The sequence below is a fragment of the Thioalkalivibrio sp. ALE31 genome, from assembly GCF_000377405.1.
Lineage (GTDB): Bacteria > Pseudomonadota > Gammaproteobacteria > Ectothiorhodospirales > Ectothiorhodospiraceae > Thioalkalivibrio.
On record NZ_KB905023.1, the window covers coordinates 317,351 to 338,019 of the forward strand.

Here is a 20,669-nt window from a genome sequence, read left to right on the forward strand (position 1 = left end):
GCTTAGACCCGGTTGGCGTAAAGCAGCCGCCAGCCCCGGGTCGGATGCCGATGCAGGCGGGTGCGGCTGGCGTAGTCGCACTCTAGCTGGTACAGGCGGTCGTCCGGCACGCCCAGCACCCAGCCGACCAGCGCGCGTATCACCCCCGCATGCACCACCATCAGCACCCGTTCCGACTGCAGCGGCCGCAAGGCCCCATCGAAACCGGCCTCGACCCGGCGGCGAAAGGCCGTTAGCGGCTCCGCACCGGCCGGGCGCGCGTGCACCGGGTCGGCATAGAAGGCGCGGTATTCCTCCGGTCGATCCCTCTGCAGGTCGACCCGCGTACGCCCCTCCCAGTCGCCAAAACCGATCTCGCGCAGGTGCGGCTCCAGGATCAACGGAAGGTCCTGTGTGGAGGCGTAGTGCTCGGCAAACGCGCGGCAGCGCTGCATTGGCGAGCTGACCACATACTGCCACTCCTCCTCGCCCCGGACCGCCCGCTCCATCTGGCTCCAGCCGCGCGCGCTCAGCGGGTCGTCGCAGCCATGGCCGCGGTAACGCTGGCCGCCCTCCGGCTCGCCGTGACGCAGCAGGTCCACAATCATGCGCTCACCTCGTGCAGTTCCTGCCGCAGGCGCGCCCAGTCGAAATGGGGGCCCGGATCCGTCTTGCGTCCCGGGGCGATATCGCTGTGGCCGGCCAGCGCATGCGGCCCGATACCCGGCCAGCGGGCGCGGACCCAGCCAATCATTTGCGCAAGCGCGGCGTACTGCGCCGGGGTAAAGGGGTCCTCGTCGGTCCCCTCCAGTTCGATCCCGATGGAGAAGTCGTTGCAGCGCTCGCGCCCCTGCCACCGCGACACCCCGGCATGCCAGGCGCGTCGGGAGAACGGCACGAACTGGGTCGCCTGGCCCTCGCGGTCGATCAGCACATGGGCGGAGACGCGCAGGCCGCCGACCTCGGCAAAGTAGGGGTGGGCATCCGGATCCAGACGATTCTGGAACAGCTCGGCGACGTGCCCTCCACCGAACTCGCCCGGCGGCAGGCTGATCGCGTGCACCACGATCAGTTCCGGTTGCTGACCGGGGGGACGCTCATCCTGGTTCGGGCTGTCGAGGCGCTGCGCTGGCGGGTACCAGTCCCGGTCCGGCGTGACGGTTTCGGCGTGCGGGGATTTCACGGCGCCTCCTCGGGCGGTTGGGCCAGTACGGCCGCCAGCCCCTCGCGCAACAGGGGCAGGCGCGGCGGGGCTTCCAGGCGACCGTGATAGGCCCCCGCCTGAAACACGAACAGTGCCGGCAGATGGAAGACCTCGAACTCCCGCACCAGGGCGGTATCGGTCTCGGCATCCACCTCGAACAGCGCCGGCGCATCCCCCGCCGCCTGCCATTCCGCCAGGACCCGCCCCATGACCTTGCAGGCCCCGCAGCCCTGGCGCGTGAACAGGATGACCGCCGGCCCCGGGACATCCATCAGGTGCTGATGAAAGTCGAACTGGGTCAATATCGGGAGCGACTCCCGGCCCGCGGCGGATGCCGCGGCACGCGGTCCGTTGGTCAATGGATTACCCTCACCGCTGCTGTCTTTATGAATCGGGGATCGTGGGTTAGTTTACGCGCCCCGCTGCGAAGGAATCGACCGCCCCGGTGTCCGAACTGAATCCCCAACAACAGGCCGCCGTGACCACCACGGACCGCCCCCTGCTGGTCCTGGCCGGGGCGGGTTCCGGCAAGACCCGCGTGATCACCGAGAAGATCGCTCACTTGATCGAGCGGCGCGGCCTCGCCGCACGCCAGATCGTGGCGATCACCTTTACCAACAAGGCCGCGCGCGAGATGCGCGAACGTGTCCAGGGGCGACTGTCACGCGAACAGGCCCGGGGCTTGAACGTCTCCACCTTCCACACCTTCGGGCTCAACTTCCTGCGTCGCGAGCTGCAGGCGGCGGGGCTGCGCCCCGGCTTCTCCATCCTCGACCCCGGTGACTGCCGGCAGCTGCTGCGCGAGATTACCTACCGCGACGATACCGGCTCCGAGGTCGACGCCCTGATTGGCCACATCAGCCGCTGGAAGAACGACCTGATGACGCCGGAAGAGGCACTGCATGAAGCCAGCCAGATGAGCGACGCCCCGGAGGCGATCGCCGCGGCCAACCTCTACCCGCGCTACGAAGACGCCCTGCGCGCCTACAACGCAGTGGACTTCGACGACCTGATCAAGCGCCCGGTGGACTGCCTGCGCGACGACCCGGAACTGCGCAACCGCTGGCAGGACCGCATCCGCCACCTGCTGGTGGACGAATACCAGGACACCAACTCCGCGCAGTACCAGCTGGTGCGCCTGCTGATCGGGGTCAGTGACGGCCTGACGGTGGTCGGTGACGACGACCAGTCGATCTACGCCTGGCGCGGCGCGCGCCCGGAGAACCTCGCGCGCCTGCAGCAGGACTTCCCGCGCCTGGAGGTGATCAAGCTGGAGCAGAACTACCGCTCCACCAACCGCATCCTGCATACCGCGAACGCGCTGATCGGCAACAACCCGCACGTGTTCGAGAAGCGCCTGTGGAGCGCGCTGGGCGAGGGCGAGAAGATCGAGGTGATCGGCTGCTCCGACGCCGACACCGAGGCCGCGCGCGTGGTCTCCGAACTGATGCGCCGGCGCTTTCGCCTGAATGCGACCTGGGGCGACTTCGCCATCCTCTACCGCAGCAACCACCAGTCCAGGCTGTTCGAGAAGCTCCTGCGCGAACAGGGCATCCCCTACCGCCTGAGCGGCGGGCAGTCGTTCTTCGAGAAGGCCGAGATCAAGGACCTGGTCGCCTACCTGCGCCTGCTGGCCAACCCGGACGACAACACCGCCTTCCTGCGCGTGGTCAACGTGCCGCGCCGCGAGATCGGCCCGGCGACCCTGGAAAAGCTCGGCCACTACGCCAACCAGCGCGGGGCCTCGCTGCTGCAGGCCGCACGCGGCGCCGGTCTGTCCGAATACATGGATGCCCGCGCACAGGCGCGGCTGGAACGCTTCACCGACTGGGTGGACGGCTTCCAGCGCCGTGGCGCGGAGGAGGCCCCGGACGCCCTGCTGCGCGCCCTGATCGAGGATATCGACTACGAGTCCTGGCTACTGGAGAACAGCCCCAACCCGCGTGCCGCCACCCGGCGCATGGACAACGTGCGCGAATTCATCGACTGGGTCGGGCGCATGGGCGGCGGCAACACCAGCGCCGAATACGGTGACGACGAGGCCGAAGATGAGCGGACCATGGACCTGGCCGATATCGTCAACCGCATCAGCCTGATGGACATCCTCGACCGCAACCGCGATTCCCAGGACGGTAACGAATCCGTGCAGCTCCTGACCCTGCACACCGCCAAGGGCCTGGAGTTTCCGCATGTCTGCCTGGTCGGCTTCGAGGAAGAACTGCTGCCGCACCGGGTCAGCGTCGAGGACGACTCCATCGAGGAGGAACGGCGGCTCGCCTACGTCGGCCTGACCCGCGCCCAGCAGACCCTGCTGATCACCTACGCCCAGCAACGCAGCCGTTACGGCGAGACCATCGACTGCGAACCCTCGCGCTTCCTCGACGAACTCCCCGAGGAACACCTCGACTGGCCGGACGCCAAGCCACCGGACCCCGAGACCCAGCAACTCACCGCCCGTGCCCACCTCGCCGGCCTCAAGGCCATGCTGGAGAAGTAGCCCACCCGGGCCCTGCTTACTTCAGCAGTTTCAGGCCAACGCGGGTAATGCGGGGGCCGTCCATTTCGCGGATGACCAGGCGCATCGGGCCGAGATCGACGGCGTCGCCGACGACCGGCTCGGCCTGGAGTTCACGGCGCAGATAGGCCTCGAGGGTGTCGCCCTGGCGCTCGGGCGGGACCGGGGCGCCGTAGGCCATGCCCACCGCGCCCAGCTGGGCATCGCCATTGAGCGCGAACTCGCCGAACACGCTGCGCTCGGTGAGACGCTCCGGCACCTCGTCCTTGGGCACGAACAGGCGGTCGAGGTCCGGCAGGTCCGCCGGCGCGACCATGATGTAGAGGTGGTCACCGGCGTGCAGGTCCAGCAACTCGAGCGTCTCCAGCAGCTTGCCGTCACGCAGGTGGGCCACCACCCGCGCGGTGCCCGGCAGGCGGAAGTTCGACCACGCCTCGCGCACCACCGGCGTGGTCTCTGCCAGGCGATAACCAACCAGTTCCATCTCCTGCTGGCCGGGAATATCCAGCTCGGTACGCTGCACCCGCGCCGTGGTGGGTGGCAGCTCCAGGCCCAGCCAGCGCGCCGAGGGCGCGACGGTCCAGCCCTGCACCAGCAGCGAGATCAGCACCACGAAGAAGACGACATGGAAGAAGTGGCCGGCCAGTTCCAGCCCGGCCAGCAACGGGAACAGGGCGAGGATGATGGGCACCGCCCCGCGCAGGCCGACCCAGGCGATGAAGACCTGCTCGCGCCAGGGAAAGTGGAATGGATACAGGCAGATCCAGACCGCCAGCGGGCGCGCGACCAGGATGAGCACGGCCGCCACCAGCCCCGCGTCCAGCGCCACCGGCGGCAGCCCCGAGGGGGTCACCAGCATGCCCAGCATCAGGAACATGCCGATCTGCGCCAGCGAGGCGATGCCGTCGTGGAAGCGCTTGATGTTCTGCGAGGCCTCCAGCGGGCGGTTACCCAGCAGCAGGCCGGCGAGGTACACCGCGAGGAACCCGGAGCCGCCGACCAGGCCGGTAAGCCCGAAGATGGCCAGCGCCCCGGCCATCGCGAACAGCGGATAAAGCCCGGCGGCCATGGGCACCCGGTTGATCAGGGCCAGCAGGGCCAGGCCGCCCCCGACGCCGAGCACCGCACCCAGGCCCATCTGCTGGATGAACTCGACCAGTACCACCAGACCGAACTGCTGATCGGGCATCAGCAGCAGTTCGATCAGCACGATGGTCAGGAAGATCGCCATCGGATCGTTGGAGCCGGACTCGATCTCCAGCGTGGCCCCGACGCGGCTTTTCAGCTCCAGCCCGCGCGAGCGCAGCAGGGAGAACACGGCGGCGGCATCGGTGGAGCCCACGATCGCCCCCAGCAGCAGGCCCTCCAGCCAGGACAGGCCCAGCCACCACACGGCGAACAGCCCGGTCAGGCCGGAGGTCACGAGCACTCCGACGGTGGCCAGCCCCAGCGCCGGCTTCAGCCCGATCCGGAAATTGCGGGCCGGTGTGCGCATCCCGCCGTCGAACAGGATGATCGCCAGGGCGGCCGAGCCGACCAGATACGCAAGGGTGATATTCTCGAAGACCAGACCGCCCGGGCCTTCCGGGCCCAGCAGCATCCCGATCACGAGGAACACCAGCAGCAGGGGCACCCCCAGCCGCGAGGTGATCACGCTCGACAGGATGCTCCCCAGCAACACGATCGCGGCCAGGAAGATGATCTGGTTGGAGAGGTCCATGCGCCAATCATACCGGAACGCCATTGCCCCTCGAGGACGGTCACCCGACCGCAGTATGCGGGCGTTGCTGGCTGCGACGGCTCTTGGCTTGGCGGCCGCAGGCCCGACCGCCGGCGCGGAAACCGGCGTGGATGCGCTGCACTTCGAGTTCGAGAACGACCTGTTTGCCGGCGAGGACCGCTACTACACCAACGGCGTGCGCATCGGCTGGACCCGCAGCGGGGAAAAGGTCCCCTCGTGGCTGCGAAGCGTGGCCGACTTCCTGCCCTATTTTGTGGAGCGCGAGGAGCGTGGAAGGCTGAAATCCGCCATCCACCTGGGCCAGAACATGTACACACCGGAGGACATCGAACGCTCGCCCGCGGACCCGGAAGACCGCCCCTACGCGGGCTGGCTGTACCTGAACTTCAGCCTGGCCGAGGAGCACGGCGACCGCCTGGACCGACTGCAGGTCACCCTCGGCACCGTGGGGCCGGCCTCCCTGGCGGATCGCACCCAGAAAGAGGTCCACAGCTGGTCCAGCGCTCCGCAACCCCGGGGCTGGGACGACCAGATTGGCAACGAACCGACCCTGATGGTGGGCTACGAGCGTCAGCTACGGGGCTACACGCGGCATGCCGCGAGCGGTTGGGGCTGGGATCTGACCCCGCACTGGGGCGCAACCGTCGGCAGCCCGTTCACCTTCGCCAACGCCGGGGCGATCATGCGGGCCGGGCGCAACCTCCCGCGCGACTACGGCCCGACACGGATCAACCCCGCCCTGTCCGGGTCGCATACCTTCGAACCGACCGGCAGGCTTGGCGGCTATTTCTTCGCCGGGGTCGACACCCGCCTGATGGCCTACGACCTGTTCCTCGACGGCCCGCTGTTCCGCGACGGCCCCTCGGTGGACAAGCACCCGCTGGTTGGCGAACTCACCGCCGGCGCGGTCTTTCATGTGGGCGGCGTGCGGATCGGCTACACCCACGTGTGGCGTTCGCGCGAATTCAGCGGCCAGGCCAAGGGCGCGGCCGAGTTCGGGTCGCTGCATGCCACCTGGCAGTTCTGAAGCCGCCCGCGGGCAGTCTCAGAACACCGCCGCCTCGACATCCGGGTAGGTGGTCGCCACCGAACGGTCGATCTTGTCCTCGAACCCCGGATAGGCCTCGACCAGATCGCCCATCCGCTCGCGCACCAGGGGCACGGTCTCGAAGTCGGCCAGTCCCTGTTCCACGCCTTCCTCAATGGCATCCCACAGCGTGACCAGATAGCGCTGCAGCCGCTCCAGGGTCGCGGCATCCTCGAGACGGCCATGCCCGGGGACGACCACGGCGGGTTCCAGTGCGATCAGCTCGTCCAGAAGATCGATCCACTGCGCGACATCGCCATCCCACACAGAAGGCGCGCGATCACTGTAGACCACATCCCCGGCCAGCAGGACGCGCTGCCGTGGCAGCCAGACACTCAGATCACCCGGCGAATGGGCGCCCCCGGACGGGATGATCTCGACCTCGGTCCCGCCGAGGTCGCGGGTAATGCGCTCATCGACTGCGGTATCGGGCAACCGCAGCGTGGTATCGCCAGTCGCCCCTTCGGTCATCTCGCGGAAGTTCTCGACCCAGCCCTCGCCTTCGTCCTCCATGCGCGCAATCGCCGCCGAGCCGGCCATGATCTCCGCCTCCGCGGCAAAGGCCGCATTGCCCAGCCAGTGGTCGCCATGGCTGTGGCTGTTCACGATCCAGCGCACCGGCTCGTCGGTGACCCCGGCGATCGCTTCGCGCAGGGCCACACCCATCGTCTCGGAGGAGCCGGTGTCGAACACCAGCACCCCGTCACCGGTCACCACGAACGCCATGTTCGCGTTCCAGCCCAGGTTCTCGCGACTGGGGAAATCCCGCGCCGGCGTCATCACCGCATAGACCCCGGGCGCCACCTCCTCCGGGGTCATCGCGTAGTCCCCGGGTGCAGCCGCGGCCGAGGACCCGGCGAGCCCCACCTGCGGCATCACCATCATCGCCAGGACCAGGGGCCAAAGGCTCATTCCCTTCCATCGCTGCATCTCGTCACTCCCCATACCCGGCGACGTGCCGGCGGCCTCGCTCGATAGACTGCGCGGACGTGCCAAAGTGCCGCCCCCGCCCCGCTCCCGTCGTCGACGTGCCACGAGCACGAATGCGTTAGCATCCGAGCATACCCCTGCACGGAGCCCGCTGTGCGCCGAATCTCTCGCACCTTCCTGACCGGCCTGGCCGCCATCCTCCCGGCCGCCATCACGCTGGCCTTGCTGTGGTGGCTGGGGAGCACCGCCGAGGAGGTGCTGGGAGGACTGTTGCAGGCCATCCTGCCCGATCTGCTGTACTTCCCGGGCATGGGGATCCTGGCCGGCATCGGCCTGCTCTTCGGCGTGGGGGTACTGCTCCAGGCCTACGTGGTCCGCTGGCTGTTCGACTGGCTGGAAGGGCTGATGCAGCGCATCCCGGTGGTCAAGACCATCCACGGGACCGTGCGCGACGTCACGCGCCTGGTCTCCGGCGACATCCACGAGCAATTCGGCCAGGCCGTGCTGGTGCAGCTGCCCGGCACCGACTTCAAGCTGGTCGGCTTCGTCACCCGCGAAGATTTCGCGGGTCTTCCGGATAGTCTCGGCGGCCCCGACACAGTCGCGGTCTACATGCCCATGAGTTACCAGATCGGCGGCTACACCCTGATGCTCCCGCGCGAACGCATCGAACCGCTGGAGCTGTCGCTGGAGGACGCGATGCGCTATGCCCTGACCGCCGGCGTCTCCGCGCGCCAGGAAAAGAGCTGAACGGGTAGAATCCGCCGCATGACGGAACACGATTCCAAGCCAAGGATCCTCGTCGGTGTCAGTGGCGGCATCGCCGCCTACAAGGCCTGCGAGCTGGTGCGCGAGCTGAAGCGCGCCGACTGCGAGGTGCGCGTGGTGATGACGGCCGGCGCCCGCGCCTTCGTAACCCCGCTGACCTTCCAGGCCCTCTCCGGCGCGCCGGTACGCACCGAGCTGCTGGACGCCGAGGCGGAATCCGGCATGGACCACATCGCCCTGGCGCGCTGGGCCGACCGCATCGTGGTCGCCCCGGCCAGCGCCAGCCTGATCGCCCGCTACGCCCAGGGCCTGGCGGACGAGCTGCTGAGTACGCTGCTGCTGGCCACCACCGCGCCGGTCGCGCTGGCACCGGCGATGAACCATCGGATGTGGGCCCACCCGGCCACGCAGGCGAACGTCTCAACCCTGATCGAGCGTGGCGTGGCCCTGATCGGGCCGGACAGCGGCGACCAGGCCTGTGGCGAGCAGGGCGAGGGCCGCATGCGCGAGCCCGCCGCGATCGCGCGGGAGCTGCTGCAACCGGCACACGCCCCGCTGGCCGGGCGCCACGTACTGATCACCGCCGGTCCCACCTTCGAGCCGATCGATCCCGTGCGCTTTATCGGCAACCGCAGCTCCGGGCGGATGGGCTTTGCCCTAGCCGCGGCGGCGCGCGACGCGGGCGCACACGTGACTCTGGTGCATGGCCCGACAGCCGAGGCCGTACCCACGGGCGTCGCGGGCATCGCCACGGAGACGGCCGCCGCCATGCACGCCGCGGTGATGGAACGCCTGCCCGAGGCCGACATCCTGATCGCGGCTGCGGCCGTGGCCGACTACCGCCCGGCCGAACCGCAAGCACAGAAGATCAAGAAATCCGATCCGGTGATGCACCTGGCGCTGGAGCGCACCCGGGACATCCTGGCCGAGGCGGCAACACAGGCGGCCTCGCTCCCCCGACGCCCGTTCCTGGTCGGCTTCGCGGCCGAGACCGAACACCTGCGCGAACATGCGGAGGCCAAGCGCCGCGCCAAGGGGCTCGACCTGATCGCCGCCAACCGGGTCGGCGAGGGCCGCGCCTTCGGCACGCCCGACAACGAACTGCTGTGTCTCTGGGAGGGCGGCGAGCGCCAACTCCCCAGCCAGCCGAAGACCCAGCTGGCCCGGGCGCTGATCGACCTGATCGTCGAGCGCCTGGAACACCGCTGATCGAATGCGAAACGGACAAGGAACCCCGCATGCCCGTCCCCGAGATTGACCTGAAGATCCTGGACCCGCGCATGGGCGCGGACTTCCCGCTGCCCGCCCCGGCCACCGACGGCTCGGCCGGCGTCGACCTGCGTGCGATGATCGAGGCCCCGCTGACGCTGGAGCCGGGCGCCGCCGAACTGATCCCGACCGGGCTCGCGATCCATATCGAGGACCCGGGCTATGCCGGGATGATCCTCCCGCGCTCCGGGCTGGGCCACAAGCACGGCCTGGTGCTGGGCAACCTGGTCGGCCTGATCGACGCCGACTACCAGGGGCCGCTGATGGTCTCCTGCTGGAACCGGGGCGCGAACGCCTACACCCTGGAGGTCGGCGAACGCCTGGCGCAGCTGGTCATCGTCCCGGTCGCCCAACCGAAATTCCGCGTCGTCGAGGACTTCGAGGCGACCGCCCGCGGCGCGGGCGGCTTCGGCTCCTCGGGCCGGGGCTGACGGAGGCGCTACTCCAGGGCCGAGGCGGGGCCGAAGAACTCGTAGTTCAGCTGCGCGTCGGGAATACCCATCCTGCGCAGATGGGCGCGCACCTGCTGCATGAAGGGTCTGGGCCCAAGGAAATACACGTCTACCTCGCGGCTGTCCGGCAGCCACTCGGCGAGCTGCTCGCGGCTTAGAAAGCCCTCCGCGTGCGGTGCATCGCTGGGGCGCGGCTCGCTATAGCAGTAGCGCTGCGTCAGCTTCGCGGTGCGCTCGGCCTGAGCATTCAGCCAGTCACGAAACGCGTGCACGCCGCCGTGGCGCGCGCAGTGCACGAAGTGGACTTCGCGGCCCTGTGCCAGCGCCGCCTCGGTCATCGCGACCGCCGGGGTGATACCCACGCCCGCGGTCACGAAGGCCACCGGCCGGTCCGCGGGCCGCAGCACGAAGTCTCCGGCAGGCGGGAACACGTCAAGGATGTCGCCCGCATCCACCCGGTCATGCAGGAAGGTCGAGGCGACGCCGCCCGGCTCGCGCTTGACGCTGATGCGCAGGGTCTCGCCATTCGCGGCGGCCGACAGCGAGTAGTTCCGCCGGAGCTCCTCGCCCTCGATCATCAGACGCAGGCCGAGATACTGTCCCGCCTGGTGCGGCGGAACCGGTTGCCCGTCGACCGGCTGCAGATAGAACGAGGTGATCTCCTCGCTCTCCGGAACCTTGCGCTGGACACGGAACGGGCGCGCGCCACGCCAGCCCCCGGGCTGCTGTTCGTTCGCGGCGTTGGCCTGCTCCTCCGCGGCGATCAGGATATCCGCCAGCTGCTGGTACGCCGCGGCCCAGGCGTCCAGCACGGCATCGGTCGCCACCGCTTCGCCCAGCACCTCGCGCATCGCCTGCAGCAGGCAGCCGCCAACGATCGGATAGTGCTCCGGCTGCACCTGCAGCGATACATGCTTGTTGACGATCTGCCCCACCAGCGGGCCCAGCGACTCCAGCTGATCGATGTGGCGGGCATAGTTCAAGACGGCATTCGCCAGCGCACGGGACTGTTCGCCACTGGCCTGATGGGCCTGATTGAACAGGGGCCGAACCTCCGGGTGGTCGCGCAGCATGATCCGGTAGAAGTGCCCGGTCAGGGCCTCACCTCCGGCCTCCAGAATGGGTACGGTCTGCTGAATGATCGCTTTTTGCTCGGTGGATAGCATGTGTCGCCTCAGTTGATATATATGACGCGCAGCTTTATACCCTCGTACTAGCGGCCGGTCAAATCATACTGATGGTACGGATCTTTTAAGGCGCGCCCTCCGCGGTTCTTGGGCACAGTGCTAAACTGCCGCGCTGCAAAGATCGACAACCGGACCCAGCATGGATACCCAAACGGCCCATTCCGTAGCCCATGTCCTGATCGAGGCGCTGCCCTATATCCAGCGCTTCGCGGGCAAGACCATCGTGATCAAGTACGGCGGCAACGCCATGACCGAGGACCACCTGAAGGCCTCGTTCGCGCGCGATGTTGTGCTGCTCAAGCAGGTCGGCGTGAACCCGGTGGTCGTCCACGGCGGAGGCCCGCAGATCGGCGAGCTGCTCAAGCGTCTGGGCAAGGAGACGGAGTTCGTCAACGGCCTGCGGGTGACCGACCGCGAGACCATGGACGTGGTGCAGATGGTGCTCGGCGGGATCGTGAACCAGGAGATCGTCTCGCTGATCAACCGCTTCGGCGGGCGCGCGGTGGGGCTGACCGGCAAGGACGGCCAGATGATCCGCGCCACCCCGCTACGCGACTATGGCGCGGCCGAGGGCCAGCCGACCGTGGACCTCGGCCATGTGGGCGAGGTCGAAGGCGTGGACCCGGCGATCGTGCATACCCTGGACGAGAGCGATTTCATCCCGGTGATCGCGCCGATTGGCTTCGACCGCGAGGGCAAGGCCTACAACATCAATGCCGACACCGCAGCGGAAAAGCTCGCGGTGGTGCTGGATGCGGAAAAGCTCTTCCTGCTGACCAACACCCCGGGCGTGCTGGACGGCAACGGGGAACTCCTGCCCAAGCTGTCGGCCCCGCAGGTGGACGAGATGATCCGCGACGGGACCATCCACGGCGGGATGATCCCGAAGATCCGCTGCGCGCTGGATGCCGTGCGCAGCGGGGTGAACGCCACGCATATCGTCGACGGCCGCGTGGAACACGCGGTCCTGCTGGAGCTGCTGACCGACCAGGGTGTGGGAACGCTGATCAGCCGCTAGGAGAACGATTAATGCCTGCGACCGCTATTCGCGGCCGTTCATGACCAGCTGCTGGAAGTCGCGGCGATCCAGGTCCAGGCGTTCGTGGATCGCGGACAGCCGGTCGCGCTGGCCTCGGCGGTACTGGCGCTCCCGGGCGATACGGGCGTCCAGCTCCTCCAGTTCCGCGCGGTAACGGTCGGCCAGCGGAGAACCCTCGTTCGCGCCGTCCAGCTGCCGCCGGATACGCTCGCGCTCGCGCAACAGCGTCTTTTCCTGCGCCTCGCTGCGCTGGATATTCCCGGCAATCGAGCGCTCGCGGCGTTCGCGCAGCTCCTCGATCTCGTCCAGCGAGGCATAGGCACGGCGCAGCTGCTGCTCGCGCGCGGCACGGTCCTGGCGCGCGCGCTGGGTCGCCTCCAGGTCGCGTTCCGCCTGCTCGCGCTCGGCGGCGGCCTGCGCTCGTTCCTCGGCGCTCATCGGGGCCGGCAGGATCTCGCGCATGCGGCCCTCGGAGTCGTAAATCCGGCGCTCGCGCTGGCTGGTCTCCGGCTGCGGGGTGCTGGAGTAGTGTACGGTCCCGTCATCATCCACCCAGCGGTAGATGTCGGCCTGTACCGGAACCGCCAGCCCCAGCAGCAGCACCGCGGCCACCCACGATTGCCACAGGCCTTCCCGCTTCCGGTTGCACGCACCCCAAATGACCATTCTCGAACACCTCGGACTCGCATTGATCGCCATCGTCGCCAACGGCTTCTCCGCCCTGGCGGGTGGCGGGGCGGGCCTGCTGCAGCTGCCCGCCCTGATTTTTCTGGGGCTTCCCTACCCCGTGGCGCTGGCCACCCACAAGATCGCCTCGGTGGCGCTGGGCGCCGGCGCCGGTCTGCGCCACCTCAAGAAAAGCACATTCGAGCCCGCGCGCCTAGGCATTATCCTGCTGGCCGGTCTGCCTGGGGTGTTAATCGGTGCCTGGCTGGTGCTCGGCATCCCGCCACGGGCCGGCGAGATCGCCCTGGGCCTGCTGACCATCGGCCTCGGCTGGTACTCCTGGCGCCGCCCGCAACTGGGGCAGACGGTGCGCACCATCGGCTTTTCCTGGGGCCACGCCCTGATCGGGGCCGCCGGGCTGTTCCTGATCGGCGTGCTGAACGGATCCCTCGCCTCGGGCACCGGACTGATGGTCACCCTGTGGCTGGTGCGCTGGTACGGCATGAGCTACACCCAGGCGGTGGCCTACACCATGGTCCTGGTGGGCCTCGTCTGGAACGGCGCCGGGGCGTTGATGCTCGGGACGCTGGGCACCGTGCAGTGGGACTGGCTGCCGGCCCTTCTGGTGGGGAGCTTCGTCGGCGGCTACCTCGGCGCCTGGGCGGCCCAGCGCTACGGCAACCGCCTGGTCAAGCGCGCCTTCGAAGTCGTCACCGTCCTCACCGGCATCGCCCTGCTCCTCCCGGTCCCCTGATCAATATCACCACGAAGCACACGAAGGCACGAAGAAGGTCAAGGGCGAAAAACCTTTATCACCACGGGGGACACAGAGGACACAGAGAAAGGATGGTTCGGGCGAAACATTCGCTGCGACACGGCCACACGCTGGAACGGGGTTGAATGCCGCTGAAGTCATCTATGCTGCTGGCGGCCTTTCGATTTTCTCCGTGAACTCCGTGTCCTCTGTGGTAACTAGCCTTTGACCTTGCTCTTCTTCGTGCCTTCGTGTGCTTCGTGGTGAAAAAGCCGGTCTATTCGTCGGGCTCGGTGGCGCCGGGGATTTCGCAGCGGTTGAGCAGATCGAAGTGTTCGATCCCCTCGAGGATGCCGCGGGCGTGGGTGGCCCCGGCGAAGTAGATGCGCTGGAAGCCGCGCAGGCTCTCGAGTTCGGGCTGGTGATTGCCCACCACCACGCCGAGCAGCCGGCCGCGCAGCATATCCTCGTCGTTTCCCGAATCGCCGGCGACCAGCACGTGCTCCAGCGGAATGCCCCACTTGTCGGACAGGTAGCGCACCGCCAGTCCCTTCGACGCCCGCACCGGCAGCAGGTCGAGGAACCGGTCGTGGGAGTAGATCACCCGCGCGTGCAGGTCCTCGCGGTAGAGCCGCGTCGCCACGGTCTCCGCGTCCAGACTCCCGGGGGGTTCGGCAAAGAAGCTGACCTTGAACGCCCGCTGGTCCACATCCGGCTGCAGGACCAGATTCTTCTCCTGGCGCAGGCAGTCGCGCAGCCGGTCCGGCTCCCAGCGATGGCTGATGTGACGCGCCCAGCCGCGATCCTCGGTCTGCTTGGTGCCGTAATGGATCTCGCTCCCCACCGAGGTAATCCAGACATCCGGCGTCGGCACGCCGTGCTCCTCGAGGATCGCCGCGGCGGAATCGATGCGCCGCCCGGTGGCCACGCCGAAGGCGACCCGCTTGCGGTTGCGCTTGAGCCAGGCGACAAACGCGCGGGTGGCCTTGTCGTCGCCCAGCAGGGTGTTGTCGATGTCGGTGATCACGGCCCGATCCATCTGCGCCAGATGCCCGGAGACCCGGCGCTCGTGATGGCGCGCCTGGCGCACCTCGCGGGTCAGAGATTTCACCAGCTTCACGTATTTCTCGGCGTGGCCGTCCCAGGAATAGTGCTGGCGCACGCCCTTGAGCCCGGCGCGCGAGTAGCGCTGCCAGCGTGGCCGGTCGGCCAGGATGCCCTGGATGGCGTCGGCAATCCCCTCCGGGTCCAGCGGGTCGATCAGCTGGCCGTTGTGGCAGCGCGAGATGATCTCCTCCGGCCCGCCGTCGTTGGTGGCCACGATCGGGGCGCCGCTGGCGGCCGCCTCGATCAGGGTCAGGCCGAAGGGCTCGGTCAGCGCCGGGTTCACGAACACCCCCTTGCTGGAGGCCACCAGGCGGTAGAGGTCGGGCACGTCCTCGGAGTCGTGGTGCTTGGGATACGCCACCTGGCCGTAAAGGTCGTGGCGGTCGATACGCAGGAGCAGGTCGGTCAGGACATCCCGCGCGCCCTTGTCCAGGTCGGCGATGTCGTCACGGTTGCCGGCGACGATCAGCAGGTTGGCGTTCTCGCGCAGCCAGTCATTCCCGGCGTAGGCCTCGACCAGGGCGCGGATGTTCTTGCGCTCGTCGGCGCGCGACAGCGCCATGATCAACGGCCGGTCGGGGTAGCGCAGGAAGCGGCGGATCTCGGCCCAGATAGCCGGCTTGCGCTCCCCGCGCTTCGGCGGATGAAACCGCGCCAGGTCGGTACCCGGCGGGATCACCTCCATGCGTTCCGGCTGGTAGTTGTCGTAGGCGGCGTACTGTTCGCCGATCTCCTGGCGGGTGCTGGCGATCACCCGATGCGCATGCGCCAGGGCCTCTTCCTCGGCGTGGATCCGGGTGGAGATGTTGTAGCGGGCCTCGATGTCGGCATCCGACATCCCGCTCTCACGCAGGCGTTCGCGCTTGACCCGCCCCAGGGAATGACCGGTCTGGAGCATGGGGGCGCCCAGCAGGTTCGACAGCTGCACCGCGACATGTCCGGCATCGGCATAGTGGCCGTGGATCACGTCCGGGCGCAGGCCCACGCCACGGATATGCCCCAGGGCGTTGTCCGCGAAACAGTCGAGGTAGGGCCACAGCTTTTCCTTGCGCAGGTAGCGCCGCGGGCCGCAGTCCAGCCGCACGATCCGGGCCCCGTCGCCCAGATCCTCCTCGGGCTCGGCGTAGTCGTCGGCCACCTTGCTGTCGACCACGCGGCGGGTGAGCAGGTCCACCCGGCCCACCTGCGGGTGGCGCGCCAGGGCCCGCGCCAGTTCGACCACGTAGAGCGTCTGCCCGCCGGTGTCGGCATCGCGTCCCAGTTCCAGGTCCTGCCCGCGGATCAGACCGTGGACACTGATCAGGACGAGGTAAAGGCCTTCGCCATCACGAGACTTGCTCTGGGTCTTTTTCATGGCACCTCGGGTTCCGGGCTGTCGAACAGGCTCAGGGTCTCGGGGTTGTCGATCAGGCCCTGGGAGACCAGCACGGCGGTGGCCGACCAGGTCTGGCGATAGTTGGCGCGGCGCCCGACCAGGCGGCCGTGGCGACCGTCGTAGTACTCCGGCCAGTGGTCACGATGCAGGCGCTCGGCCGCGACCGCGTGCACACTGCGCGCCAGGTCGGGCCGCCCGACCCGCATGGCGGCCCCGGTGAACGCCCACAGCAACGCCGGCCAGTTGCCGCCGTTGTGGTAGGACCACGGAGTATTCTTGGGGTCGGACCCGGTCAGCAGACGCCATTCCTCGCCAACCATCGCCGGATAGCAGATCTTCACCGGCATGGTCCCGATCAGGTCCTCGAAGCGCTGCTCGAAGGTCTGCATAATCGAGCGCGACTGGTGCTCGTCGGCCAGCCCGAACAGCACCGCCAGCAAGTTTCCGAAGCTGAAGAACCGGAAATCCATCCTTCCCGGCCCGAGGTTACCGACCAGGTAGCCGCTCTCCGACGGGATCCAGTCCACCAGCCAGTCGGGGATGCTCTCGGGGTAGATATTCAGCGCGTTCTCGGACTCGTGGCCGAAGTGTTCGGTGCGATAGCGGTGGATATCGTTCAACCGCTCTAGATCCAGCCAGTAGTAGTGGCGGATGTAGTCCGACAGCTGCCGGGTACGGATCGCGGACTGCTCGCACAGGAGTTCGGAATCCCGGTCGCAGGGCTCCAGCATCGCCAGCGAAGCCTTCAGCATCCCGTAGAACAGTGCCTGGATCTCCAGCGGGTGGCCGAACACCCCCATGCGCCGGTCGATCATGAAGCTGCCGTCCGGCACCAGCAGAGTCGGGAAGACTTCGAAACGGTCCTGCAGACAGATGCTGAGGATCAGGCGGATGCCGCGCTGCACATCCGCGCTCTTGATGAATTCGTGGTCGCCGGTGCGGTTCTGGTAGGCGCGCAGCAACAGTACCCACCACATCATGGAATCCACCGGGGCGACGCGTCCGATCGCCCGGTCGCCAAAGTCCGCGGCCAGGGCCTCGCGGCCGTTCTCGTCGGTGAACACCCGGAAGCTTGCCGGCATCACCCGCGGCAGGCGGCGGTGGCCCTCGATCTCCTCCTGGGTATCGCGGATCTGCAGGATCAGCGCGAGGAAGTCCCGCACCACCTCGGGCTCGTCGTTCAGCAGATAGACCAGCCCCGAGGGCACGAAGTCGCGGATAAAGCAGTCGGCATAGTTCTCCGCCGGCGCCCGCTCGTCCAGGCTCGCCACGGTGCCGACCGTGCGCCCGCGATAGCGCACCTCGGCATCGCGCAGCAGCTGGTAGGCGGATTCGAGCGTCGGATTCCGGGCGTCGGGGGGGAGCTGATTCATGACCCCGAGTCTATGGAAAGCGGGCCCGATGTGCACGTGTCACGGCCCCCTCCACGCGGCGCTCAGGCGGACTCGGGGTGGCGCGGCATCGGCGGCTCGGCGGCCGGCCGGGCGAACAGGTAACCCTGACAATAGTCGACCCGATCCTTCAGCCAGCGCCATTCGTCGGCGGTCTCGATCCCCTCGGCCACCACCTGAATATCCAGGTCGCGGGCCAGCTCCACGATCTTGTCGAGGATCTTCTGCTGGTAGATATCGCCATCGATGCCGCTGACCAGTTCGCGGTCGATCTTCACGAAATCCGGGCGCAACTGGGAAAGCATGTTCAGCGAGGCGTAGCCGGCCCCCAGATCATCGAGCGCCACCTGGAATCCGGCCCGGCGGTAGCGCTCCACGATCCGTGACAGGTGCTCGATGTCCGTGACCTGATCGCTCTCGATCACCTCGAACACGAAACCACTGGGCCCGGCACGGCCGGCCGGGCGCGAGTTGATCTCGCGCACCGTCGTCTCCAGGCAGAAGGCCGGATCATAGATGGCGGTCGGATTGAAGTTGATGAACAACCGGCTGCCGATCCCGCGCTCGCTGGCCCGGCGAATCGCATTGATGCGCGCCGAGCGATCCAGATGGAACAGCAATTCGGCATTGCGCGCCGTCTTGAACAGCTCCGGCGGCGGAATGGGGTCGCCGGCCGGCGTGGAGGCCCGCACCAGCGCCTCGTAGGCGAAAACCTCGGCCGGATCGGCCGCATGCACGATGGGCTGGAAGTGAAAGTCCAGGGCATCGTTGGCCAGGATCGCGGAGAGATCGCGGGCATTGTGCCGGGCAATCAGCGTAGACAGCAGATGGGTGTCCTGGAGGTGCCCCAGGCCGAAGTCTTCGCCCTCGGGCACGAAGGTCGCGCGACAACCGGCCTGCTCCGAGCTGCTCAGGGCCTGCTCCAGGCGCACCAGCATCTCGCCCAGCCCGCCGGTACCCTGGACCGGCAGCGCCAGGATGCCCGAGGTCGGCTCGGCACAGGGCAGCTGTTCGTCTACCATGCGCTGACGCAGGGCCGCGCGGGTATGCGCCAGAACCGGCGCCAGATAGAGGGTGCCGGAGGCCGCCGGCAGCAGGTCAATACGTTCGCAATCGGGACAGCCCACGACCACCTCCAGCGGTCTTGTCTTCGGTCCGGAGCCAGAACCCGGGATATTCCCCGGGGTCCCATCACCACAGACCCTCGTCTGTTGGCAGACAATCCTATCGACCCGGAGGTTGCATGAGTCAATCCGATCGCCCGACGGACGCCGAACTGCGCGAACGCCTCACGCCGGAACAATACCGCATCGCCCGCGAAGGCGGTACCGAGCGCCCCTTCACCGGCGCCTACAACAACCACAAGGCCGACGGCACCTACCACTGCGTCGCCTGCGGCGCCCCCTTGTTCGACTCGCACGCCAAGTTCGACTCCGGCTCCGGCTGGCCCAGCTACACCGCGCCGGTGAGCGAAGGTGCCGTCGACGAACACCGCGACCGCTCGCTGGGCATGGAACGCACCGAGGTCCGCTGCGCGCGCTGCGACTCGCACCTGGGGCATGTCTTTCCCGACGGCCCGGCGCCGACCGGGCTGCGCTACTGCATCAACTCGGCGGTCCTCGACTTTCATCCACGCGACTGACACCAGCATCGCCCCCGGGCCATGACGGCCCGGACGATCCTTGAAGGGACTCCCATGTCCGGCCAGACCACCCCGCGCGAGCGCGCGAATGTCCTGATCCTTGCCCTCGGGCAGGCCCTGTTCCTGATCGCCGCGGTGACCGTGATGACCCTGAGCGGCGTGGTCGGGGAACGCCTGGCGAGCGATCCCGCGCTGGCCACCCTGCCGGTCGCCGCGATGATGGTCGGCACGCTGGTCACCACCCTGCCGGCCTCGCTGTTCATGAAGCGTTTCGGGCGGCGCACCGGCTTCCTGCTGGGCACCAGCGTGGGCGGAGCCGGTGGCGCCATGCTGACCGCGGCCGGCGTCTTCGCCGAGGCCTTCTGGCTGTTCGTACTGGGCAACCTGCTGCTGGGGGCCTACCAGGCCTTCGCGATGTACTACCGCTTTGCCGCCGCCGATGTCGCCAGCCCCGCCTTCCGCCCGCGCGCGATCTCGCTGGTGATGGCCGGCGGCGTCGTGGCCGCCTTCCTCGGCCCGTGGAACGCCCACCACGCCCAGGCCCTGTTGCCGGGCACGCCGGAGGCCGGCCCCTATCTGGTCCTCGGCGCCCTGGCGCTGCTGGCGATGACGCTGCTGGCCTGGCTGCGCGTGCCGGCGCCACCGCCGGAGGAACGCGGGCCGGCCCGGCCAATGCGCGAGATCCTGCCGCAAGGGCGCTTCCTCGTCGCGCTGACCGCCGCCGCGCTGGGCTATGCGGTCATGGTGCTGCTGATGACGGCGACGCCGCTGGCCATGCGCCACGCCGGCTTTGACATGGGCCAGATCGCCCTGGTCATGCAGTGGCATGTATTGGGGATGTTCGCCCCCTCGTTCGTGACCGGCCATCTGATCACCCGCCTCGGGATCACGCGCATCCTGGCACTTGGCAACGCACTGGTGCTGTTCAGCGTGGCGATCGCCGCGCACGGGGAGACGCTGGCGCATTTCTGGCTGGCGCTGTTCCTGCTGGGGGTGGGCTGGAATTTCCTGTTTATCGGCGGCAGTACGCTGCTGACGACCACGCATACGGCCACCGAGAAGGGCAAGGTCCAGGGCGTGAACGATCTGACCATCTTCACGCTGGTCACGGCCGGGTCGCTGCTGGCCGGGGCGCTGCTGCGACCGCTGGGATGGGACGGGATGAATCTCGCGATGCTGCCGGTGATCGCGGTACTGACCATCGCCATCGCCTGGCTCTGGTTCGACGACACCCGCGCCCCGGCGCGCACCTGATCACGCCACACGCCAGCCACGAACGCTGGGTGCTTCGCTATCGCTGATTGGCTGGCCCTGGTTCGTCGCTGGTGTTTACGGTGCCTTCGGTCCGCCGCCTGCCCGGCGCTGACTCGCCAGCGCGCCCCGAGGTACTTTCTTGCTTGCCCAAGAAAGTACCCAAAGAAGGGCACCCGGATTTCGCCCGGGAACCTCGCTCCGGACGCGCTGGGCCGGCGGCGCTGAACTCGCTGCGCCTGCGGCTCCGCTCAGACATCCAGCGCCTTCTCCCGGCCCATCACGCCCTCCACGAGGGGCTCCATACGGGAG

Annotated in this window: 19 protein-coding genes; 9 read left to right on the forward strand and 10 right to left on the reverse strand. The window is 68.2% G+C overall.

Features of this window, described 5'->3' with window-relative positions; genetic code table 11:
* Positions 1-2: 2 nt before the first annotated feature.
* Genes D103_RS0109475 through D103_RS0109485 form a run of 3 tightly spaced genes read right to left on the reverse strand, consistent with a single transcriptional unit; the run spans position 3 to position 1,485 of the window.
* Entirely contained in the window at positions 3-587 is a 585-nt protein-coding gene (locus tag D103_RS0109475; protein ID WP_018876623.1) for a histidine phosphatase family protein, read from the reverse strand.
* On the reverse strand, positions 584-1,162 hold the full coding sequence (ampD, locus tag D103_RS0109480) for a 1,6-anhydro-N-acetylmuramyl-L-alanine amidase AmpD (RefSeq protein ID WP_018876624.1): 579 nt from the start codon (positions 1,160-1,162) through the stop codon (positions 584-586). The genes D103_RS0109475 and ampD overlap by 4 nt, the downstream gene beginning before the upstream one ends.
* Positions 1,159-1,485, reverse strand: coding sequence for a thioredoxin family protein (locus D103_RS0109485; protein ID WP_018876625.1), 327 nt, complete (start codon positions 1,483-1,485; stop codon positions 1,159-1,161). Before D103_RS0109485 ends, ampD begins: the two co-directional genes overlap by 4 nt.
* Positions 1,486-1,628: 143 nt before the next feature.
* On the opposite strand from D103_RS0109485, the gene D103_RS0109490 reads away from it, so the two are divergent.
* Positions 1,629-3,680 carry a UvrD-helicase domain-containing protein gene (locus D103_RS0109490; RefSeq protein WP_018876626.1) on the forward strand — a complete coding sequence of 684 codons (2,052 nt, stop codon included), beginning with the start codon at positions 1,629-1,631 and terminating at the stop codon, positions 3,678-3,680.
* Positions 3,681-3,696: 16 nt separating this feature from the next.
* Here D103_RS0109490 and D103_RS0109495 read toward each other — a convergent pair whose 3' ends face one another.
* Positions 3,697-5,418 (reverse strand): potassium/proton antiporter, encoded by a 1,722-nt coding sequence (locus D103_RS0109495; RefSeq protein WP_026280333.1) that lies wholly within the window; start codon positions 5,416-5,418, stop codon positions 3,697-3,699.
* 55 nt (positions 5,419-5,473) lie between these two features.
* On the opposite strand from D103_RS0109495, the gene D103_RS0109500 reads away from it, so the two are divergent.
* Positions 5,474-6,466, forward strand: a complete 993-nt coding sequence (locus D103_RS0109500) for a lipid A deacylase LpxR family protein (protein ID WP_038028618.1) — start codon at positions 5,474-5,476, stop codon at positions 6,464-6,466.
* Positions 6,467-6,484: 18 nt separating this feature from the next.
* On the opposite strand, the gene D103_RS0109505 is transcribed toward D103_RS0109500, so the two are convergent.
* Positions 6,485-7,438 (reverse strand): MBL fold metallo-hydrolase, encoded by a 954-nt coding sequence (locus D103_RS0109505; protein ID WP_018876629.1) that lies wholly within the window; start codon positions 7,436-7,438, stop codon positions 6,485-6,487.
* A 171-nt stretch (positions 7,439-7,609) separates the two neighbouring features.
* On the opposite strand from D103_RS0109505, the gene D103_RS0109510 reads away from it, so the two are divergent.
* The 3 genes from D103_RS0109510 to dut are packed head-to-tail and all read left to right on the forward strand — an operon-like array spanning position 7,610 to position 9,924.
* Positions 7,610-8,206 (forward strand): DUF502 domain-containing protein, encoded by a 597-nt coding sequence (locus D103_RS0109510; RefSeq protein ID WP_018865453.1) that lies wholly within the window; start codon positions 7,610-7,612, stop codon positions 8,204-8,206.
* A gap of 18 nt (positions 8,207-8,224) precedes the next feature.
* Positions 8,225-9,433: a bifunctional phosphopantothenoylcysteine decarboxylase/phosphopantothenate--cysteine ligase CoaBC gene (coaBC, locus tag D103_RS0109515; RefSeq protein WP_018876630.1), complete on the forward strand. Its 1,209-nt coding sequence runs from the start codon at positions 8,225-8,227 to the stop codon at positions 9,431-9,433.
* Between the two features lie 29 nt (positions 9,434-9,462).
* A complete protein-coding gene (gene dut, locus D103_RS0109520) occupies positions 9,463-9,924 on the forward strand; it encodes a dUTP diphosphatase (RefSeq protein ID WP_018865451.1) in 462 nt (153 codons plus the stop codon).
* An 8-nt stretch (positions 9,925-9,932) separates the two neighbouring features.
* Here the strand turns inward: dut and hmpA are convergent, their stop codons facing one another.
* Positions 9,933-11,111: an NO-inducible flavohemoprotein gene (gene hmpA, locus D103_RS0109525; protein ID WP_018876631.1), complete on the reverse strand. Its 1,179-nt coding sequence runs from the start codon at positions 11,109-11,111 to the stop codon at positions 9,933-9,935.
* A 160-nt stretch (positions 11,112-11,271) separates the two neighbouring features.
* Here hmpA and argB point away from each other — a divergent pair, with 160 nt between their 5' ends.
* On the forward strand, positions 11,272-12,150 hold the full coding sequence (argB, locus tag D103_RS0109530) for an acetylglutamate kinase (protein ID WP_018865449.1): 879 nt from the start codon (positions 11,272-11,274) through the stop codon (positions 12,148-12,150).
* A 24-nt stretch (positions 12,151-12,174) separates the two neighbouring features.
* On the opposite strand, the gene D103_RS0109535 is transcribed toward argB, so the two are convergent.
* Complete coding sequence (locus tag D103_RS0109535; protein ID WP_196799339.1) at positions 12,175-12,837, reverse strand: DUF4124 domain-containing protein; 663 nt, start codon at positions 12,835-12,837, stop codon at positions 12,175-12,177.
* On the opposite strand from D103_RS0109535, the gene D103_RS0109540 reads away from it, so the two are divergent.
* Positions 12,830-13,591 carry a sulfite exporter TauE/SafE family protein gene (locus D103_RS0109540; protein WP_018865447.1) on the forward strand — a complete coding sequence of 254 codons (762 nt, stop codon included), beginning with the start codon at positions 12,830-12,832 and terminating at the stop codon, positions 13,589-13,591. The genes D103_RS0109535 and D103_RS0109540 overlap by 8 nt on opposite strands.
* Positions 13,592-13,868: 277 nt before the next feature.
* On the opposite strand, the gene D103_RS0109545 is transcribed toward D103_RS0109540, so the two are convergent.
* The 3 genes from D103_RS0109545 to D103_RS0109555 form a co-directional block, all read right to left on the reverse strand.
* Positions 13,869-16,052, reverse strand: a complete 2,184-nt coding sequence (locus D103_RS0109545; RefSeq protein WP_018876632.1) for an HAD-IIB family hydrolase — start codon at positions 16,050-16,052, stop codon at positions 13,869-13,871.
* Positions 16,049-17,446, reverse strand: coding sequence for a glycoside hydrolase 100 family protein (locus D103_RS0109550; protein ID WP_018876633.1), 1,398 nt, complete (start codon positions 17,444-17,446; stop codon positions 16,049-16,051). The genes D103_RS0109545 and D103_RS0109550 overlap by 4 nt, the downstream gene beginning before the upstream one ends.
* Before the next feature lie 62 nt (positions 17,447-17,508).
* On the reverse strand, positions 17,509-18,591 hold the full coding sequence (locus D103_RS0109555) for an EAL domain-containing protein (RefSeq protein ID WP_018876634.1): 1,083 nt from the start codon (positions 18,589-18,591) through the stop codon (positions 17,509-17,511).
* Positions 18,592-18,707: 116 nt separating this feature from the next.
* Between D103_RS0109555 and msrB the strand changes: the two genes are divergently transcribed.
* The gene (msrB, locus tag D103_RS0109560) at positions 18,708-19,106 is read left to right on the forward strand and encodes a peptide-methionine (R)-S-oxide reductase MsrB (protein ID WP_018876635.1); all 399 of its coding nucleotides are present in this window, start codon (positions 18,708-18,710) and stop codon (positions 19,104-19,106) included.
* A gap of 54 nt (positions 19,107-19,160) precedes the next feature.
* Positions 19,161-20,360, forward strand: coding sequence for an MFS transporter (locus D103_RS0109565; RefSeq protein WP_018876636.1), 1,200 nt, complete (start codon positions 19,161-19,163; stop codon positions 20,358-20,360).
* Positions 20,361-20,669 lie beyond the last annotated feature (309 nt).

Excerpts from the sequence above, each read along its gene's own strand:
- D103_RS0109475 (WP_018876623.1), bottom strand. The coding sequence starts at position 587 with ATGATTGTGGACCTGCTGCGTCACGGCGAGCCGGAGGGCGGCCAGCGT.
- D103_RS0109495 (WP_026280333.1), bottom strand. The coding sequence starts at position 5,418 with ATGGACCTCTCCAACCAGATCATCTTCCTGGCCGCGATCGTGTTGCTG.
- D103_RS0109500 (WP_038028618.1), top strand. The coding sequence starts at position 5,474 with ATGCGGGCGTTGCTGGCTGCGACGGCTCTTGGCTTGGCGGCCGCAGGC.
- D103_RS0109505 (WP_018876629.1), bottom strand. The coding sequence starts at position 7,438 with ATGAGCCTTTGGCCCCTGGTCCTGGCGATGATGGTGATGCCGCAGGTG.
- coaBC (WP_018876630.1), top strand. The coding sequence starts at position 8,225 with ATGACGGAACACGATTCCAAGCCAAGGATCCTCGTCGGTGTCAGTGGC.
- dut (WP_018865451.1), top strand. The coding sequence starts at position 9,463 with ATGCCCGTCCCCGAGATTGACCTGAAGATCCTGGACCCGCGCATGGGC.
- hmpA (WP_018876631.1), bottom strand. The coding sequence starts at position 11,111 with ATGCTATCCACCGAGCAAAAAGCGATCATTCAGCAGACCGTACCCATT.
- argB (WP_018865449.1), top strand. The coding sequence starts at position 11,272 with ATGGATACCCAAACGGCCCATTCCGTAGCCCATGTCCTGATCGAGGCG.
- D103_RS0109540 (WP_018865447.1), top strand. The coding sequence starts at position 12,830 with ATGACCATTCTCGAACACCTCGGACTCGCATTGATCGCCATCGTCGCC.
- D103_RS0109535 (WP_196799339.1), bottom strand. The coding sequence starts at position 12,837 with ATGGTCATTTGGGGTGCGTGCAACCGGAAGCGGGAAGGCCTGTGGCAA.
- D103_RS0109545 (WP_018876632.1), bottom strand. The coding sequence starts at position 16,052 with ATGAAAAAGACCCAGAGCAAGTCTCGTGATGGCGAAGGCCTTTACCTC.
- D103_RS0109550 (WP_018876633.1), bottom strand. The coding sequence starts at position 17,446 with ATGAATCAGCTCCCCCCCGACGCCCGGAATCCGACGCTCGAATCCGCC.
- msrB (WP_018876635.1), top strand. The coding sequence starts at position 18,708 with ATGAGTCAATCCGATCGCCCGACGGACGCCGAACTGCGCGAACGCCTC.
- D103_RS0109565 (WP_018876636.1), top strand. The coding sequence starts at position 19,161 with ATGTCCGGCCAGACCACCCCGCGCGAGCGCGCGAATGTCCTGATCCTT.